A 16825-nucleotide genomic window follows, 5' to 3' on the forward strand; every position below is an offset into this window, starting at 1 on the left:
ATTTTGTGTAATCTTTTGTTGTTATAGTTGTTCTATGACGCCTGTAATTAATGAAAAAATCAATGGTGTTAGTTTTGTGGCACATAGAGATAGTATTTCGCAAAAAAATGTAGATCCTTTACTCAACATTAGTGCTAATTATGCTGCAATTATGCCTTTTGCAATGATTAAAACCCTAAATAGCCCAGAGGTTAATTACGATGCAGAACGACAGTGGTTTGGAGAAACATTAGTAGGAGGTAAACAGTACATAAATACTTTAAAAAAGTCCAATATAAAATCTATGTTGAAGCCACAATTATGGGTTTGGAGAGGAGAGTTTACCGGTTTTATAGAAATGAAGACCGAAGACGATTGGAAATTATTTGAAGATACTTATTCTAAATTTATATTAGCATTTGCACAAGTAGCTCAAGATACTAAAACTCCTATTTTTTGCATAGGTACTGAATTAGAAAAATTTGTTGAAGCTAGACCAGAGTATTGGACCAATTTAATAACTAAAATTAAATCTATTTATAAAGGAAAACTAACTTATGCTGCCAACTGGAACGAGTATAAAAAAACACCCTTTTGGGATCAGTTAGATTATATAGGTATTGATGCCTATTTTCCTGTTAGTGATAGCAAAACACCAACAGTTGAAGCATGTTTAGAAGGTTGGAAAAAGCATAAAGATACTATTAAAAGTTACTCTAAAAAATATAATAAACCCATCTTGTTTACCGAGTTTGGTTACAGAAGTGTTGATTATTCTGGTAAAGCACCTTGGACTGTAGATAGAATAGAAAGTAAGGTTAACTTAGAAGCACAGACTAACACAACCAAAGCGTTATTTGAAACGTTTTGGAATGAAGAATGGTTCGCAGGTGGTTTTATCTGGAAATGGTTTATAAACCATGATAAAGTTGGTGGTTTAAATAACAACCGTTTTACACCACAAAACAAACCTGTAGAACAAGTTATTAAAGCACAATACAGTTTATTTTAATGAGATTTATTTATTTATTTATTGTCTTAGGAATTACATTTTCAAGCGCAACAGCACAAACTATTACAAGTATCAAAATCAAAGGTAATAAAAAACTTAAAACGTCTTTTATTGAAAAAATTTCTAAAACCAAAGTTGGTCAACCTTTAGATTCTACGCAAATTGAAGATGATATTAAATTATTAAAACGATTGCCTTCAGTGTCTTTTGCAGATTACACAATTGAGTATAATAATGAAAATGATTACGCTGTAATTTATACCATTGAAGAGAACTTTACAATTATCCCATCTGTAAATGTTTATACGTCTAATGAGGAAGATATAGCTTATAGAATTGGATTATACGAGTTCAATTTATTAGGGCAGAATATGACTTTTGGTGGCTATTATCAAAAAGATATATACAATTCTTACGGAATTAACTTTAGAGCACCTTTTTTATTTAGTCGCGAGTTTGGGCTAGCTATAAACCATCAAGATTGGCAAACTCAAGAGCCTGTCTTTTTTGATGAAGCAACAGTAAACTATAGATATAGAAATAGAGCTTATGAAATTTTAGGATTATACCAACCTAATTTTAATAATCGGTTGGAATTAGGAATTAATATTTTTAAAGAGAATTACTCCTCTTTAGTGAATCAAACAACATTCGATTTTCCTTCAGAAATTTCAGCAAACAAAACTATGTTGAGAGGTGTTTACGAGTATAATAATCTGGATTTTAATTACCAATACGTTTCTGGTTTTAAAAGCCTATTAAATTTACAATATGTCACTACGGATAATAACATATTACCAGAGTTTTTAATTGGTTGGAACGACTTTAATTATTATAAACGTGTGGGACAAAAAGGAAATTGGGCTAGCCGATTAAGAGTAGGTTTAGCCACCAATAACAACAGTCCATTTGCACCATTTTCTCTAGATAACAACTTAAATATTAGAGGTGTTGGAAACACTATTGATAGAGGTACAGGTGCTATTGTATTAAACACAGAGTACAGATATACATTAGTTGAAAAAGGTTGGTTTGTACTTCAAGGTAATGCTTTTGTCGATGCAGGATCTTGGCGTAATCCAGGAGGGAATTTAGGAGATTTTGGTGATGCAGACAATCTAAGAATATTTCCAGGAGCAGGCTTGCGTTTTATTCATAAATCCATATTTAATGCTATTTTCAGAATAGATTATGGTTATGGAATTTCTAAAAAAGATGGTCGTGGTTTAGTATTTGGTATCGGACAGTATTTTTAATAACTGGTATTACTTTAATCTGGTATTACTTTAATGATATATGATAATTCACTATTTTTATATACTATTTACTGAAATAAAAATGAAGGTTTTAGTTGTTGATGATCATATTATATTAAGAAAAGGAATTATACAAATTTTAAAAAACGAATTTAGTATAGCCTCATTCTTTGAAGCATCCAATGGTATTGAAGCCTTAAAAATATTATCCAAAGAAACTTTAGATATAGCCTTAATAGATATTTCAATGCCAAAATTAGATGGTATTGAAGTTATAAAACAAGCCAAATCATCTCATATTTCTACGCCAATTCTAATACTAAGTATGCAACCTGAAGATCAATATGCTATTAGAGTTTTAAAGGCAGGTGCATTTGGTTTTTTAAAAAAGAATAGCCACCCAGAGGAATTAATTAAGGCAGTAAAAAAAATACTGAGTGGTAAAAAATACATTTCTGAAAATGTTGCAGATATGTTAGTAAATACTACAAGTTTTAAACCAGTAGATTCTTTAGTAGAATTACTATCTGATCGTGAGCTAGAAGTGGTTAGATTGATGGCTAGCGGTAAATCTGTAAAAGAAATTGCCCAGAGTATTTCTTTAAGTGCTAATACCATTAGTACTTACAGAAGTAGAATATTACAGAAACTTAATCTTAAAAACAATGCATCTATTGTAAAGTTTGCTGTGGATAATAATATCTTGTAACTCATACTTGTAGTCAAAAACACTACAAAAATATCATTATAAGCTTTAACAAATTGCGGCTTTACCTTAAATATCTTTGTCGTCCTGAAAATAAGTAAAAAGAGATTTTTTCGAATTATTAGTATAGGAGTGATTGATAGCAACTTTTATGATTTTTAATTATTTTCTAAGAATAACTAACGATAAAAGATATTTATAATAGGTCATAAATATCTTTTAAAAAAAAGGTGGTAACGTGTTTACCGCCTTTTTTTATGCAATATGTTTTTTGTAATAGTCAAACAACTCATCAGACGAAGCACCAAACCACTTCTTTACGTAAATGGTCCAAAAGTGGTATTGTAGCTTCAACTAAAGCATTTAATTTTTATATTTGTGTATATATTACACAAAAATGAGTTCAATACAAAATATAAATGTTGCTGTTGATGCAGTTGTTTTTGGTTATTCTTCTGAAAAGCATCTAACAGTACTTTTAATTAAAAGAGGATTAGAACCTTATAAAGATGCTTGGGCTTTACCAGGAGGCTTGGTTTTAGAAGACGAATCTCTTGAAACTGCAGTACAAAGAGAACTTAAAGAAGAAACAGGTGTAACTATAGATTATTTAGAGCAATTATACACTTTCGGAAAACCTGGTCGTGATCCAAGAAACCGTGTCGTATCAGTCAGTTATTTTGCTTTAGTAAAACCACATCATTTTAAAATACAGGCAGATACTGATGCTATAGAAGCACAATGGTTTGCAATGAATCAGTTACCCATATTAGCATTTGATCATAGTGTTATTCTAGAAACTGCTAAACAGCGTTTAAAAGCTAAATTAACCTATCAACCTATTGGATTTGATTTATTAGGTAAAGAATTTCCATTTTCAGATTTAGAACATTTATATACTTCAATCTTAGAAAAAGATATCGATAGACGCAATTTTAGAAAGAAAATTTTAAGCTTTGATATTCTTGAAGAAACTAATAAAATGAGTCAAAAGGGAAGCGGAAGACCAGCTAAACTATTCAGATTTAACACCAAAAAATATAATGCACTTTTAAAAGAGGGTTTTCATTTTGAGATTAAGTTTGTGTAAAATATACACAAAATATTTTGTCACTATTATTATTTCATTTACATTTGTGTAAAAATAACGCAAATGTATTTAAATTTAGATCCTCAGTTCACGCCTTTTCAATCAGATAAAAATTTAGAGTTTGAAACTTTTACTTTTTCTGGAGGAGAGCCACATATTAAAATCTTATCTAATTTAACTAACGTTTCAGATGTTACCATCACAACAAGAATCCAGTCGTTTAACGACTTTGGATTGTTATTATTAGCTATAGATGCTGTTAAGCGTTTTAATATTGATAAAATTAACGTATTTATACCATATTTTCCAGCTGCAAGACAAGATCGTGTTATGGTTAGTGGCGAACCGCTTTCGGTTAAAGTATATGCTGATTTATTAAACCAATTAAACTTAAATAAAGTTACTGTTTTTGATACACATTCAGAGGTGACATCTGCGGTTTTAAATAATTGCGAATCATTATCTAATCATGTATTTATAAAACAAGTTGTTTCTAAAATTAATAAAGAAGTGTTATTAATATCTCCAGATGGAGGTGCTTTAAAAAAGATATATAAAGTGTCTGAATTTTTAGGCGGAATTCCAGTAATAGAGTGTTCTAAAAAACGAAACGTAAAAAACGGAAAACTTGAAGGGTTTAAAGTGTATGAAGACGATTTAAAAGGAAAAGATTGCCTTATAGTTGATGATATTTGTGATGGAGGCGGAACATTTATAGGTTTAGCAAAAGAACTAAAAAACAAAAACGCTGGTAATTTATACTTGGCAGTAAGTCATGGAATTTTCAATAAAGGATTTGAAATATTAGATCAGCATTTCACTAAAATTTTCACTACTGATAGTTTTAAGACGATAGTGGAAGGTGTAGAACAGATTGCAATCAAAGAGTTATTATAATGAAAAATGAAGCTATAAAAAACATATTTTTAGGCTTGTCCTTAGCAGATGCATTAGGTGTTCCTGTCGAGTTCAAATCTAGAGAATACTTAAAGCAAAACCCTGTTAAAGAAATGATTGGTTTTGGTACACATCATCAACCAGCAGGAACTTGGAGCGATGATAGTTCATTAACGTTTTGTATGGCAGAGAGCTTAGTTAAAGGATACAATTTAAAAAATATAGCAGCTAATTTTATAAAGTGGAAAAATGCACAAATATGGACACCACATGGACACGTTTTTGACATTGGGATTCAAACCAGAAGATCCATTGACACCCTTCAAAATATCATGCAATCAGAAGATTATGAAGCTTTAGGTTTGTTAAAATATGAACCAGATGAATATACAAATGGAAATGGCTCGTTGATGAGAATTTTACCGTTAGTGTTTCATATAAAAGGGAAACCAATTAAGCAACAATTTGATTGTGTATGGGAGGTTTCGGCATTAACTCATGGTCATATTAGAAGTGCCATTTCATGTTTGATTTATTTGAAATTTGCTGAATATCTTATGAAAAACTTTTCAATTAAAGAAGCATATGTAGCGATGCAAAAAGATATCAAACAGTTTTTTGTAGATGAAGATATTTTATCTTCTGAAATCAATCATTTTAAAAGATTAATAAATAATGATATTTCACTTTTAAATGAAACAGATATTAAGTCTGATGGTTATGTTATTAGTACTTTGGAAGCAAGTTTTTGGTGTTTGTTAAAAACAAATTCTTATTTAGATGTGGTTTTTAAGGCAATAAATTTAGGTGATGATACAGACACAACAGCAACTGTAGTTGGTGGAATTGCAGGACTAGTTTATGGTTTGGAAACAATACCAAACCAATGGATTGATAGTCTAGCTAGGAAAAATGATATTATAAATTTGTGTGAAGCGTTTTCAAATGTATATGAGTAAATTAGATAATATAGAAAAAGTATCAGCACAAATTCACGAGATGTGGATGCGTTGGGCAAAAAACCTTTTAAAAGAAGAAATTAATATTTCTGAAGAAAGAAAACAAAGATGGATTAAAGACTGTTTTAAACCTTATGAAGCTCTTTCTGAAGACATGAAACGGTTGGATCGTGATTTTGCAGTGAAAATTGTTTCGATAATAGAAAATAAAAATGAATACAAAAGATAAAAAAAGCATCAGTAAGTTTTTAAGCTTAGTGTTGAGACATCAACCAGAACATATTGATCTAAAATTAGATAAAAACGGTTGGGCAAACATAGAGGAGCTTATTGAAAAATCTAAAAGTAAAAATATTAAGTTTACTACTACAGATTTGGAAGAAATAGTAATAACAAATGATAAAAAACGTTTCGCCTTCAATGAAGACAAAACTAAAATAAGAGCCAATCAAGGACACTCATTAAAAACAATTGATTTACAACTAAAACCAGTAACTCCTCCAGAGATTTTATACCATGGTACAGTTGCAAAATTTATTGAAGCTATTAAGGAAAATGGATTACAAAAAATGAGTAGACAACACGTTCATTTAAGTAAAGATTTAGATACAGCTGTAAAAGTTGGAACAAGAAGAGGAAAACCAATTATTTTAAGTGTCAGAGCTTTAGATATGTTAAATAATGGATTTCTGTTTTACTGTTCAGAAAACGGAGTATGGTTAACAGATAATGTACCAGTAAAATTTATTGATTTTAAATAATAGAATAATGACAAGAACACTAGCAATAGGAGATATTCACGGAGGTTTTAAAGCATTGAAACAATTATTGCAACGTATAGACATAAAGGAAGATGATAGCTTTATTTTTTTAGGAGACTATGTTGATGGTTGGAGTGATTCGGCTCAAGTTATTCAGTATTTAATTGAATTTTCAAAGCAATATGATTGCATCTTTATAAAAGGAAATCATGATGCTTGGTGTGAACAATGGTTAGAAAAAGGAATAGAAAATCAACCTTGGTTTGTAAACGGAGGACAAGAGACTATTGAAAGCTATAGAAGTTTTACTCAAGAAGAAAAGCAAATCCATTTAAAGTTCTTTAAAGATATGAAATTGTATCATATCGATAAAAAAGATAGGTTATTTATACATGCAGGATTTACATCTATGCATGGTGTAGAAAAAGAAGTGCATACAGAAAACTTTTACTTTGATAGAACACTTTGGGAAATGGCTATAACAATGGATAAAAGAATTGAAAAACATTCAGAATTATATCCAAATAGATTAAAACATTATCATGAAATTTATATTGGACATACACCTACAATTCGTTTTAATTCTGAAGTGCCATTAAAAGCCATCAATGTTTGGAATGTAGATACAGGAGCTGCTTTTTCAGGAAAATTATCAGCAATAGATATTGATACTAAAGAAGTATTTCAAAGTGACGAGGTACAAAAATTATATTTAAATGAAAAGGGAAGAAATCATAATCCTTACAGAATCATAAAAAAGAAATACCCAAAATAATAAAACCTATGAATCCACTACTATATACAGACGGTTACAAAGTTGACCACAGAAGACAATATCCCGATAAAACCACATTAGTATATTCTAATTGGACACCAAGGATGAGCAGAATTAAAGACGTAAATCAAGTCGTGTTTTTTGGCTTGCAGTATTTTATAAAAAAATACATGATTGAAGATTTTAATACTAACTTTTTTAATCAACCAAAAGCTGAGGTTTGTAAAAAATATCAAAGACGCATTAATAATTATTTAGGCGAAAACAATGTAGGTATCAAACATATTGAAGATTTGCACGATTTAGGCTATTTACCAATGATAATAAAAGCATTGCCAGAAGGTGTGTCTGTACCAATTCGTGTGCCAATGCTAACCATGTACAATACAAAAACAGAATTTTTCTGGTTGACTAATTATTTTGAAACCATATTATCAACAACCTTGTGGTTGCCTTGTAACTCGGCAACAATTGCAAAACAATACCGTAAAATTTTAGACCAATATGCAGAGGAAACGTCTTCTGTTCCAGAATTTGTAGATTGGCAAGGTCATGATTTCTCGATGCGCGGAATGGGAGGATTGGAAGCTGCTATAGTATCTTCTGCAGGACATTTATTAAGTTTTACAGGTACTGACACAATACCAACAATAGATTTTTTAGAAGACTATTATAATGCAAATTCAGATACCCAGTTAGTTGGTGGTTCTGTTGCAGCAACAGAACATTCAGTGATGTGTATGGGGACTAATTCTGGAGAGCAAGAGACCTTTAAAAGATTAATTACAGAGGTCTATCCAAACGGAATTGTATCCATCGTTTCTGATACTTGGGATTTATGGAAAGTATTAACCGAGTATCTACCAAATTTAAAAGAAGACGTTTTAGGTAGAAATGGAAAAGTGGTCATCCGACCAGATTCTGGTAATCCAGCTGATATCATTTGTGGTAATCCTAACGGAAAAACGGAAGCTGAAAAAAAAGGAGTAATACAATTGCTTTGGGAGATTTTTGGAGGCACAACAAACGCAAAAGGCTATAAAGAATTAGACAGCCATATTGGAGCAATTTATGGAGACAGTATCACCATAGATAGAGCTACAGATATTTGTCAGCGATTAAAAGAAAATGGTTTTGCATCTACCAATGTAGTATTAGGTATTGGCTCTTTTACTTACCAATATAATACACGTGATACTTTTGGCTTTGCAATGAAAGCGACTTATGGCGAAGTAAATGGAGACGCAAGAGAAATCTATAAAAACCCAATTACAGATGATGGAACCAAAAAGTCTGCTAAGGGTTTAATTAAAATTGAAAAAGAAAATGGTAATTATAAACTAGTAGATCAAGTCTCATGGTATGAAGAACAAAAAGGGGAATTAAATGAGGTATTTAGAGACGGAAAACTATTAGTTGATGATTCTTTAGATGAAATTAGAAAACGAATTAGAGCTTAATTTTTATGCAATATGTTTTTTGTAATAGTCAAACAACTCATCAGACGAAGCACCAAACCACTTCTTTACGTAAATGGTCCAAAAGTGGTATTGTAGCTTCCAGACACCATGTTTTTCGTATAATCGTGAAGAGGTTTTTAGCTTTTTGTTAATGACTACAAATTCTTTGCGTCTGTATAATTCATTAATTAAAATATTGTCTTCGTAAATAGTATAGGTTTCGTTAAAACCACCAATGTCATTAAATAAAGCTTTAGTAATAAATTGGCTTTGGTCACCTCCTCGACAAGCTCGCCATGAAAATTGTGTTAACCAACTGGCCAAACGCAACCACCAATGGTTACTATCAAATTGTAGCCTAAAGCAACCAGCGTTATTTCCTTTTTTAATTTCATTTAAAATAAGTTGGTCATAATGTGTTGGCGGAAAAGAATCTGCATGCAAAAAATAGAGAATATCTCCTTTAGCCACTTTTGCACCAAGATTCATCTGCTTAGCACGACCTTTTTCAGATTGTAATATGGTTATATTGAGGTCTAATTGTTTTATAATATTGACTGTATCATCAGTACTGCCTCCATCAACAACTATAATTTCTTGAATAGTATTAAGTGATGCATTGTCTATTAGATGATACAATACCTCTGTAATGTATTTTGCTTCGTTTAAGACAGGAATAATAATACTAATCATTTAAATCCCAATTGTAATCTTTGTAACTAATTTTAGCGTCTTCAGATATATTAGTCGTAGTATATGTATTGATAAAATCTATCAGACTACCATTTTGTTTAAAGTCGTCATCAAACCATCTAAAAATTTTAGATAATTTTAATTTGTTTTTAGTAATCTCATTACGCTTTGTATCACTCAAAAATTCTTTTGTAGCATTGGTCAATTGCGCGTCTAAATTTTCAGCAGTAAATGCTGTGTTTTGAAGTTTAGGACAAGAATATGAGGCACAGACAATAGCAAAATGGATACGAGGTTCGTCCATTTTACGAAGTATTTTATGCTCAATTTCATCTAAATTATACCATTTATTACCTAGTTTCCATAAGCGTTGTTCCCAAGGGTCTTTGATGTCTTTAATGCTTTCTATTGGATAATTTTTTACTATTAAATCTACTGTTAATGCATTGTATGCATTAATCCAATAGGCTAATTTTTCTGCTCTAGACCAATCGTCTGTTGGAACATTTTCGCTTAAAGTATCAATATAAAGAGCTAATGATGTTTTGTCATTTTTAAATTTTTGATAGTTAACATGTCCTTGTTCAGACACATATTTTTGAAGTAAGGTATTCCATCTACTGTGGTTAATTGATAAGGTGTTTTCTTGTTTTGGTGGTTTTGGAGGATGTGACACATACGATATAGTATCTGTTTTTAGAGAATTGTTTACTAAAACTTGTTTAGCCTCTTCATGAGTATCAACCTCTGCAATTATATTGTTATTTTCATCCTTAACTTCAACAGTTTGAGAAATACTATTATTATCCGTTTCAGGAATGTCCTCAACTGTTACAAAAGTATTTTCAGGAATTTGTTTTGAAGACTCTTGAGTAATTTTTTTTGCACTGCAACAAGATGATGTAATTAATGCTAAAACTATAATTAGAAGCTGTTTCATTTTTTTAATGGGTATAACTCTTGATTAATAAAATCTTTTGGAAAGGTTTCATCTCCTTTAAAACCTAGTTCGATATCACGACCACTATGTGGTACGTAATTGGTTTTAAATAGATAGTCCCAAATACTTAAGGTTAGTCCAAAGTTAACACCATACCTTACATGCTCTGGTAATTGTTTAGCATGATGCCATATATGCATTTTAGGATTATTAAAAATGTATTTTAAAGCACCATAGTCCCAACCTAAATTAGCATGATTTAAATGTCCAATTGTAATAGCAAAAAAGTGTACAATAGCTACTTGTTGCGCATCAAAACCACCAATAATAGCAATAGGAATATATAACATAGATTTATATATTATAGGCTCCATCCAATGGTAGCGTAAATGTGCTGCAAACCCCATTTCTTTTACACTATGGTGGACTTTATGAAAGTTCCATAAAAACGGAATACGATGCAGTAAATTATGAGTTACCCACTGTGTAAAGTCGGAAATGATAAAGAAAATAAACAAGCCTAACCACAATGGTAGATCATCCACATCAAACAATTGAAAGCTAGACACTGATAACCCAATAACACCTAAAATATCATCAAAAAAAGTAGTTACAGTTTTAGATAAGGCAATAAGAATAATAAGATTTAGCAAGAAAAAATTAAAAAACATATAAAAGGTATCCAACCAAAAATCTTTACGGAAAATGGCTTGATTTTTTCGCCAAGGGAATGCTATTTCTAATAACCAAACTGCTATGGATATAATGATTAAACCATAAAAATAGTTGTCCCAACTGTTCGGAAAAATAATCTCGTTTTTAAGATAATTCCAGTAGCCAGTATAGGCATTTTTTATAATGTCTATGTACTTTTCCATGATACTAAAATATCATTTTTCTGTATTTAGGATTGTAACATGTGTTACCTAACAACATCCACCACCATCATAATGGTAAGTAGACTCACTAATAAAAATATCGTCTCTTCTTAAGTCTTCCAGCGCACCAGCTGTTTTATCACAAATAGCAATAGGCTGATTTTTTAATAAAATATGTCCTTTTTTGTCATCAAAAAAGTCTTCATTTCCATAATAAATAGCTGCTTTACCAGTAAAAATACAAGGACCATCTTCTGGCATTGGGTCTTTAATGGCAGCAACTTCAATAGATTCAATATAGATTAACTCGTCTGTTGGATAATGTTTTGGATCTAAAATTCTGTATGGTTTTCTGGCTCTAATTTCTATGGTTCCAAAACCTGCATCAGTTAATGCTTTTACGTATTCTGCAATTGGTAAGCTACCGCTTAAGCATAAAGCACGTAATCTGTCATCGTTACGTAGTGTATCATTCATAGGTTGCTCACAGGTTGGGTCGCTCATTACCAATCTTCCGTGTGGTTTTAATACACGATACATTTCGTCTATTGCTTTTTTTAAATCTTCCGCTTTAAAAATATTGAATAAACAGTTTTGTGCTGCAACGTCAATAGAATTATCTTCAACAGGTAGGTTTAAAGCATCTCCTTTTTTAAGGTCGACAAATTCGCTTTTAAACCAATCGTTTTGTGTTTCGGCTTCTATAAAGTTTTTACGTGAGGCTTCTAACATTTCATCAACCACGTCTATACCAATGACACCACCTTTTTGACGATTAAAATAAGAAAATTGTAAAAGCTCCATTCCACCACCAACACCAACATAAAGCATTTTAGGGTTGTTGGTTAAGTCTCTAGCGTTTACAGTGCTTCCACAACCGTAATTCATTTCTTGCATAATTCTAGGAATTTTCAAGCCTGGTAATTCCCAAATAGGGTTGGTCGTACAGCATAATCCAACATCTGGAGTTAATGCTGCTTCTTTGTATAAATCGTTTGTAGCGTTTAAATAGCTCATGTTATAAGTTCTTTATTAATTCTTTAAATAATGTAATCATGTTAGGTTCTGCTTTGTTAGCCATAGCAATGATTTCTGCTATATTCACAGGTTTTAAGTTGTTTGGGTCACATTCGTCTGTCAAAACTGACACTGCTGCAACTTTTAATCCTAAATGATTGGCTACAATCACTTCTGGAACCGTACTCATACCTACTGCATCTGCACCAATAATTTTAAGCATTCTGTATTCTGCTCTGGTTTCTAGCTGTGGTCCAACAACGCTAGCGTAGACACCTTCGTGTAGCTTGATATTATTTGCATTGGCTATACTTTTTAAGGTAGCGTTAATCTTTAAATTGTAAGGTGCACTCATGTCCGCAAAACGTTCGCCAAGTGCTTCAACACCTTTAAAGGCTAGAGGAGAACTACCTTGTAAATTGATGTGGTCATCAATTAGCATTAATTCGCCTTTTTTAAAGTCTAAATTAATGGCTCCAGCAGCATTGGATACTAATAGGGTTTTGATACCTAATTTTTCCATAATTCTAACAGGATACGTTACATCTTGTAACGTATAGCCTTCATAAACATGAAAACGACCTTGCATAACAATTACCTTTTTTCCAGCTAGGTTTCCATATATTAATTTTCCTTTATGAAACTCGACTGTAGCTGTCGGAAAGTTAGGAATATGGTTGTAACTTACCTCTTGAATAATCTCTAATTCATCGGTTAATTTACCTAATCCTGTGCCTAAAATTATTCCAACTTCAGGATTATCAAACCCTTTGTCTTTAAGGTAGTCTACAGTTTTATTAATCTGTTTTATCATCTTGTAATCAATGCTTTAAGTGTGTCGTTATTTTGAATATCTTCAAACGTATCTATGTCGTTTAAAGGTTCTAACAAAAATACGCTTTCATTTTGTAAACCCTTCATGGTGTCTTCAAAAACCGTTTCTGTTCCCCATTTTTTATTTTTAAAAATGTTTGAATGCATGTTTTTCATACCCAAAAGATAATAGCCACCATCTTCTGCTGGACCAATAACAACATCGTTATCTTTTAAAGCACTAAAGGCATCAGTAATATGTTTAGATTTTAAATCATACAAATCACTACCAACAATAACTATATTTTTATAACCTTTATTAAAACCTTCTTCAAACGCATTTTGCATTCTTAAACCTAAATCATCACCACTTTGTTGGTGTTTTTGATAGATGCTGGAGTCCCAAATATCATTATCTCTTACTTGAACTGAATAATAAACCGCTTTGTCACAATCTAAATTGTGTAAAACACTTTCAGTATGTTCTAATAATTTTTCATATATCGCTAAAGCGGAAGTTTTGCCAATGGTTTTGGCTAATCTAGTCTTAACTTTTCCTAATTCTGGATTTCTGGTAAACGTAATAATGAGGTTTTTATTAGTCATTATCTTGATTTGAATCTTTGTCGAAAACTTTAATACCTTTAGTTAACCATTTGCTCCATTGTTTATTAAAGACATGTATGTTTTCTGTTTCTTTTCCTTGTGAATCCACAACACTAAAACCCTTATTCTTCCACTCAAAAATGCCGCCATATAAGTTGTAAACACTTGTGTAACCTAGTTTTTTAAGTTGTTCTGCTATAGTTTCAGATCGTATCCCTAATGAGCAGTATACCACAATTGTTTCATCTTTATTGGGCAAATTTTTAATCACTTCATTTATATCAAAGAGGTCATAACCCACAAAAGTAGCACCTTTAATGTGACTGACTTCAAACTCATTTTTTTCTCTTGCATCCAAAATAATAGCATCAGTTTTTGGCATTGCTAATTCTTGAACACTCATGTAAGGAACGCTATTAGTGTTGTGTTTTTTTAAAAGCTCAGACAGTGTATCTTGTGACCATCCAACACTTGAAAAGAAAACGAGTATATAAAATAAATAATGTTTCATAAGTTAAGCTACACTACCTTGACAGCTACTTCCTGCACCTGCAGTGCAACCATAGCAATGTTGCGAAATAACTATGTTTCGACCTTCTAAAAGCTCTTCATTATATTCTGAAATGTGTTTAGCTTTACTATTTACAGGCAGTTCTAACATTTGATTAAAATCGCAATCAAATAAATAACCATCCCAACTTATAGATAATGTGTTGGTACACATTACATTTTTTACAGCATTTGGGTTATAAGCCTCAACTAAAGCATACATGTAATCTTCGTAGTTTTCTGAAGCAATTAAGTAGTCTAAAAATCGTGCAATGGGTAAATTGGTAATAGCAAATAAATTATGAAACTGAATGCCAAAATCCTCCATTAACGCTTTTTTAAAATCTTTTTCCATTGCAGCTTGATCGCCTGGTAAAAATGCACCACTAGGATTGTATACTAGGTCTAATTTTAAATTACTATCTGGCATACCATAACCAACAGCATTAAGCTCTTGCAACGCTTTAATAGACATATCAAAAACACCTTCACCTCGTTGCTTGTCTGTTTTTCCTCTTGTCCAATGTGGCATAGAACTAACCACGTGAATGTTATGCTTTTTGAAAAAATCTGGTAAGTCGTAATACTTTTTATTAGCACGAATAATGGTTAAGTTAGAACGTACAATAAAATCTTTGATTCCAATTTTTGAAGCTTCTTCAACAAACCATCTAAAATTTGGATTCATTTCTGGTGCTCCACCTGTTAAATCTAAGGTATGTGCTCCTGTAGTTTTTATAACATCCAAAATTTGTTGCATAGTCTCTTGCGTCATAATTTCTTTACGGTCTGGACCTGCATCAACATGACAATGTTCACACACTTGGTTGCACATGTAGCCAACATTAACTTGTAAAATCTCTAATGTTTTCGCTTTAAGCGGAAATTGATTACTCTCTGAAATCTTATTTTTAAAAGTAGGTAACTCACCATTTTGAAATATACCGTTGGATAAAATTTCTAATTGCTTGTTACTTTTTGCTAAATCGCTTCCTTGTTTTTTAAGGGATTTTGTTGCCATTAATTGGATTGTCTAGTTTATTGTTCTTACGTAATTAACAAGTGTATGGTTTTATTTTAACCATCTAACTTATTAATTTTATTCATCATTTGTACACCATGCACTAAAGTTGCTCCACTTTTTATAGCTGCGCCAACATGGATGGCTTCCATCATTTCTTCTTTTGTAATTCCTCTTTGTAAACCATCTTTAGAATAGGCATCAATGCAATATGGACATTGCTCAGTATGCGCCACAGCTAAAGCTATTAAAGATTTTTCACGAGCTGTTAGTGCGCCTTCTTCAAACACTTTTCCATAATAATCAAAAAACTTGTTCCCAAGCTCTTCACTCCATTCTGTGATTTTTCCAAATTTTCTAAGGTCTGCTGGATCGTAATATGTTTTCTGCATAATATTTTTGGTTTAAAGATATAAATCTAAAACGGTTTTGTCGAAAAGAATTAAAAGTACTAACAAACTAATTAGTGATTAATGGTTTTTGCAGCTATGTATTTTGTTATTTGTAAGATTTCATTTTCAAATATGGTTGCACTTAAAAAATCAAAAATAGATTCAAGTTGTTCAACTTGCATATTTGCAGCATCATGATTACCATTTGTAATGATATTAAGATAATAAGGTTTTTTCAAAATTTTTAATTTTTCAGCAATAGTATTAGAGCCATCAAGCATGAGGTAACCAGATTTTGTTGGATGACAATTTTGATGAGGAGCAGTACCAAAAGGGACAACTTTATCTTTATCGCCATGAATTAGGACTGTAGGTATCGCATTTTTATCTGTAATATAATTAACATCCAATAGAGCTCCTGAGTATGAAATTACCCCAGCAAAGTTGATGTTTTTGTAATCAGATGGGTTTGATAAAAAATACGATTTCATATAAACTGCGTTTAATATGGTTTCTGCTCCAGCACTACTTCCTGCTGCAATAATTTTAGTTGTATCCACTTGAAGCATAGTACTATTTTGGTAAATAAAATTAGTCGCATCTAAAAAATCTAAAACAGCTTGATTAAAAGTAAATAATTTATCCTCTTTGGGACAATTGCAACCAAAACCCGTGTCTGCACCTAACCTTAATAATCGATAAGAGATTGAAACACCAATGTAACCTCTTGTTGTAGCAAATTCTGTAATGTTTTTTTCATCAGTTCCGTTACGAGTACCGCTAGAAAAACCTCCACCATGCATCCAAATTATTACTGGTAAACGATCTGTAGATTTAATGTTTTTTGGTGTATAAACATCCATTTTAAGAGTGTCTAAACCTTTGGTAGCGTATGTGAACGTTTTCATATGTTGGGCTTGGGTAGAGAAACTAATTAAAATTAAGATTGTAATGTAAATAATTTTCATTGAAAGGGTTTAGTTTCAAATTTTAATCAAATAACTAATTTTTTACGTCAAAT

20 protein-coding genes and 1 pseudogene are annotated in these 16825 nt (G+C 31.4%); 10 read left to right on the forward strand and 11 right to left on the reverse strand.

Going from position 1 to position 16825, the window contains the following annotated elements; all coding sequences use genetic code 11:
- Positions 1 to 34: 34 nt before the first annotated feature.
- The 3 genes from Ollyesu_RS07120 (at position 35) to Ollyesu_RS07130 (ending at position 2956) form a co-directional block, all read left to right on the forward strand.
- On the forward strand, positions 35 to 991 hold the full coding sequence (locus tag Ollyesu_RS07120) for a glycoside hydrolase (RefSeq protein WP_279300545.1): 957 nt from the start codon (positions 35 to 37) through the stop codon (positions 989 to 991).
- Entirely contained in the window at positions 991 to 2247 is a 1257-nt protein-coding gene (locus Ollyesu_RS07125; RefSeq protein ID WP_279300546.1) for a POTRA domain-containing protein, read from the forward strand. Before Ollyesu_RS07120 ends, Ollyesu_RS07125 begins: the two co-directional genes overlap by 1 nt.
- 82 nt (positions 2248 to 2329) lie before the next feature.
- Positions 2330 to 2956 carry a response regulator transcription factor gene (locus tag Ollyesu_RS07130; protein ID WP_279300547.1) on the forward strand — a complete coding sequence of 209 codons (627 nt, stop codon included), beginning with the start codon at positions 2330 to 2332 and terminating at the stop codon, positions 2954 to 2956.
- 252 nt (positions 2957 to 3208) lie between these two features.
- Here Ollyesu_RS07130 and Ollyesu_RS07135 read toward each other — a convergent pair.
- A pseudogene (locus Ollyesu_RS07135) lies at positions 3209 to 3304 on the reverse strand (glycosyl transferase family 2); the annotation flags it as partial.
- 46 nt (positions 3305 to 3350) lie between these two features.
- Here Ollyesu_RS07135 and Ollyesu_RS07140 point away from each other — a divergent pair.
- The 7 genes from Ollyesu_RS07140 to Ollyesu_RS07170 all read left to right on the forward strand — a co-directional run bounded on the left by Ollyesu_RS07140 (position 3351) and on the right by Ollyesu_RS07170 (position 8895).
- Positions 3351 to 4043, forward strand: a complete 693-nt coding sequence (locus Ollyesu_RS07140; protein WP_279300548.1) for an NUDIX domain-containing protein — start codon at positions 3351 to 3353, stop codon at positions 4041 to 4043.
- 63 nt (positions 4044 to 4106) lie between these two features.
- Positions 4107 to 4940, forward strand: a complete 834-nt coding sequence (prs, locus tag Ollyesu_RS07145; protein ID WP_279300549.1) for a ribose-phosphate diphosphokinase — start codon at positions 4107 to 4109, stop codon at positions 4938 to 4940.
- Positions 4940 to 5899, forward strand: coding sequence for an ADP-ribosylglycohydrolase family protein (locus tag Ollyesu_RS07150; protein ID WP_279300550.1), 960 nt, complete (start codon positions 4940 to 4942; stop codon positions 5897 to 5899). Before prs ends, Ollyesu_RS07150 begins: the two co-directional genes overlap by 1 nt.
- Positions 5871 to 6128, forward strand: coding sequence for a hypothetical protein (locus Ollyesu_RS07155; protein ID WP_279300551.1), 258 nt, complete (start codon positions 5871 to 5873; stop codon positions 6126 to 6128). The genes Ollyesu_RS07150 and Ollyesu_RS07155 overlap by 29 nt, the downstream gene beginning before the upstream one ends.
- Positions 6112 to 6660, forward strand: a complete 549-nt coding sequence (locus Ollyesu_RS07160; RefSeq protein ID WP_279300552.1) for an RNA 2'-phosphotransferase — start codon at positions 6112 to 6114, stop codon at positions 6658 to 6660. The genes Ollyesu_RS07155 and Ollyesu_RS07160 overlap by 17 nt, the downstream gene beginning before the upstream one ends.
- Before the next feature lie 7 nt (positions 6661 to 6667).
- Positions 6668 to 7435 carry a metallophosphoesterase family protein gene (locus Ollyesu_RS07165; RefSeq protein ID WP_279300553.1) on the forward strand — a complete coding sequence of 256 codons (768 nt, stop codon included), beginning with the start codon at positions 6668 to 6670 and terminating at the stop codon, positions 7433 to 7435.
- A gap of 8 nt (positions 7436 to 7443) precedes the next feature.
- On the forward strand, positions 7444 to 8895 hold the full coding sequence (locus tag Ollyesu_RS07170) for a nicotinate phosphoribosyltransferase (RefSeq protein WP_279300554.1): 1452 nt from the start codon (positions 7444 to 7446) through the stop codon (positions 8893 to 8895).
- 3 nt (positions 8896 to 8898) lie between these two features.
- On the opposite strand, the gene Ollyesu_RS07175 is transcribed toward Ollyesu_RS07170, so the two are convergent.
- The 10 genes from Ollyesu_RS07175 to Ollyesu_RS07220 all read right to left on the reverse strand — a co-directional run bounded on the left by Ollyesu_RS07175 (position 8899) and on the right by Ollyesu_RS07220 (position 16772).
- Positions 8899 to 9588, reverse strand: coding sequence for a TIGR04283 family arsenosugar biosynthesis glycosyltransferase (locus Ollyesu_RS07175; protein WP_279300555.1), 690 nt, complete (start codon positions 9586 to 9588; stop codon positions 8899 to 8901).
- Entirely contained in the window at positions 9581 to 10528 is a 948-nt protein-coding gene (locus tag Ollyesu_RS07180) for a DUF547 domain-containing protein (RefSeq protein ID WP_279300556.1), read from the reverse strand. Before Ollyesu_RS07180 ends, Ollyesu_RS07175 begins: the two co-directional genes overlap by 8 nt.
- Entirely contained in the window at positions 10525 to 11406 is an 882-nt protein-coding gene (locus tag Ollyesu_RS07185) for a sterol desaturase family protein (RefSeq protein WP_279300557.1), read from the reverse strand. The genes Ollyesu_RS07180 and Ollyesu_RS07185 overlap by 4 nt, the downstream gene beginning before the upstream one ends.
- A gap of 48 nt (positions 11407 to 11454) precedes the next feature.
- Positions 11455 to 12423 (reverse strand): arsenosugar biosynthesis arsenite methyltransferase ArsM, encoded by a 969-nt coding sequence (arsM, locus tag Ollyesu_RS07190; RefSeq protein WP_279300558.1) that lies wholly within the window; start codon positions 12421 to 12423, stop codon positions 11455 to 11457.
- Between the two features lies 1 nt (position 12424).
- Positions 12425 to 13237 carry a purine-nucleoside phosphorylase gene (locus Ollyesu_RS07195; RefSeq protein ID WP_279300559.1) on the reverse strand — a complete coding sequence of 271 codons (813 nt, stop codon included), beginning with the start codon at positions 13235 to 13237 and terminating at the stop codon, positions 12425 to 12427.
- Entirely contained in the window at positions 13234 to 13842 is a 609-nt protein-coding gene (locus Ollyesu_RS07200) for a TIGR04282 family arsenosugar biosynthesis glycosyltransferase (RefSeq protein WP_279300560.1), read from the reverse strand. Before Ollyesu_RS07200 ends, Ollyesu_RS07195 begins: the two co-directional genes overlap by 4 nt.
- On the reverse strand, positions 13835 to 14353 hold the full coding sequence (locus Ollyesu_RS07205) for a rhodanese-like domain-containing protein (RefSeq protein ID WP_279300561.1): 519 nt from the start codon (positions 14351 to 14353) through the stop codon (positions 13835 to 13837). The genes Ollyesu_RS07200 and Ollyesu_RS07205 overlap by 8 nt, the downstream gene beginning before the upstream one ends.
- Positions 14354 to 14356: 3 nt before the next feature.
- Positions 14357 to 15412 (reverse strand): arsenosugar biosynthesis radical SAM (seleno)protein ArsS, encoded by a 1056-nt coding sequence (arsS, locus tag Ollyesu_RS07210; protein ID WP_279300562.1) that lies wholly within the window; start codon positions 15410 to 15412, stop codon positions 14357 to 14359.
- A gap of 56 nt (positions 15413 to 15468) precedes the next feature.
- The gene (locus Ollyesu_RS07215; RefSeq protein WP_279300563.1) at positions 15469 to 15804 is read right to left on the reverse strand and encodes an arsenosugar biosynthesis-associated peroxidase-like protein; all 336 of its coding nucleotides are present in this window, start codon (positions 15802 to 15804) and stop codon (positions 15469 to 15471) included.
- A gap of 71 nt (positions 15805 to 15875) precedes the next feature.
- Positions 15876 to 16772 carry an alpha/beta hydrolase gene (locus Ollyesu_RS07220; protein WP_279300564.1) on the reverse strand — a complete coding sequence of 299 codons (897 nt, stop codon included), beginning with the start codon at positions 16770 to 16772 and terminating at the stop codon, positions 15876 to 15878.
- Positions 16773 to 16825: the final 53 nt, after the last annotated feature.

The sequence above is a fragment of the Olleya sp. YS genome, from assembly GCF_029760915.1.
Classification (GTDB): Bacteria; Bacteroidota; Bacteroidia; order Flavobacteriales; family Flavobacteriaceae; genus Olleya.

Excerpts from the sequence above, each read along its gene's own strand:
- Ollyesu_RS07150 (WP_279300550.1), top strand. The coding sequence starts at position 4,940 with ATGAAAAATGAAGCTATAAAAAACATATTTTTAGGCTTGTCCTTAGCA.
- Ollyesu_RS07120 (WP_279300545.1), top strand. The coding sequence starts at position 35 with ATGACGCCTGTAATTAATGAAAAAATCAATGGTGTTAGTTTTGTGGCA.
- Ollyesu_RS07125 (WP_279300546.1), top strand. The coding sequence starts at position 991 with ATGAGATTTATTTATTTATTTATTGTCTTAGGAATTACATTTTCAAGC.
- arsS (WP_279300562.1), bottom strand. The coding sequence starts at position 15,412 with ATGGCAACAAAATCCCTTAAAAAACAAGGAAGCGATTTAGCAAAAAGT.
- Ollyesu_RS07200 (WP_279300560.1), bottom strand. The coding sequence starts at position 13,842 with ATGACTAATAAAAACCTCATTATTACGTTTACCAGAAATCCAGAATTA.
- prs (WP_279300549.1), top strand. The coding sequence starts at position 4,107 with ATGTATTTAAATTTAGATCCTCAGTTCACGCCTTTTCAATCAGATAAA.
- Ollyesu_RS07140 (WP_279300548.1), top strand. The coding sequence starts at position 3,351 with ATGAGTTCAATACAAAATATAAATGTTGCTGTTGATGCAGTTGTTTTT.
- Ollyesu_RS07185 (WP_279300557.1), bottom strand. The coding sequence starts at position 11,406 with ATGGAAAAGTACATAGACATTATAAAAAATGCCTATACTGGCTACTGG.
- Ollyesu_RS07220 (WP_279300564.1), bottom strand. The coding sequence starts at position 16,772 with ATGAAAATTATTTACATTACAATCTTAATTTTAATTAGTTTCTCTACC.
- Ollyesu_RS07160 (WP_279300552.1), top strand. The coding sequence starts at position 6,112 with ATGAATACAAAAGATAAAAAAAGCATCAGTAAGTTTTTAAGCTTAGTG.
- Ollyesu_RS07205 (WP_279300561.1), bottom strand. The coding sequence starts at position 14,353 with ATGAAACATTATTTATTTTATATACTCGTTTTCTTTTCAAGTGTTGGA.
- Ollyesu_RS07130 (WP_279300547.1), top strand. The coding sequence starts at position 2,330 with ATGAAGGTTTTAGTTGTTGATGATCATATTATATTAAGAAAAGGAATT.
- arsM (WP_279300558.1), bottom strand. The coding sequence starts at position 12,423 with ATGAGCTATTTAAACGCTACAAACGATTTATACAAAGAAGCAGCATTA.
- Ollyesu_RS07180 (WP_279300556.1), bottom strand. The coding sequence starts at position 10,528 with ATGAAACAGCTTCTAATTATAGTTTTAGCATTAATTACATCATCTTGT.
- Ollyesu_RS07195 (WP_279300559.1), bottom strand. The coding sequence starts at position 13,237 with ATGATAAAACAGATTAATAAAACTGTAGACTACCTTAAAGACAAAGGG.
- Ollyesu_RS07215 (WP_279300563.1), bottom strand. The coding sequence starts at position 15,804 with ATGCAGAAAACATATTACGATCCAGCAGACCTTAGAAAATTTGGAAAA.
- Ollyesu_RS07170 (WP_279300554.1), top strand. The coding sequence starts at position 7,444 with ATGAATCCACTACTATATACAGACGGTTACAAAGTTGACCACAGAAGA.
- Ollyesu_RS07165 (WP_279300553.1), top strand. The coding sequence starts at position 6,668 with ATGACAAGAACACTAGCAATAGGAGATATTCACGGAGGTTTTAAAGCA.
- Ollyesu_RS07175 (WP_279300555.1), bottom strand. The coding sequence starts at position 9,588 with ATGATTAGTATTATTATTCCTGTCTTAAACGAAGCAAAATACATTACA.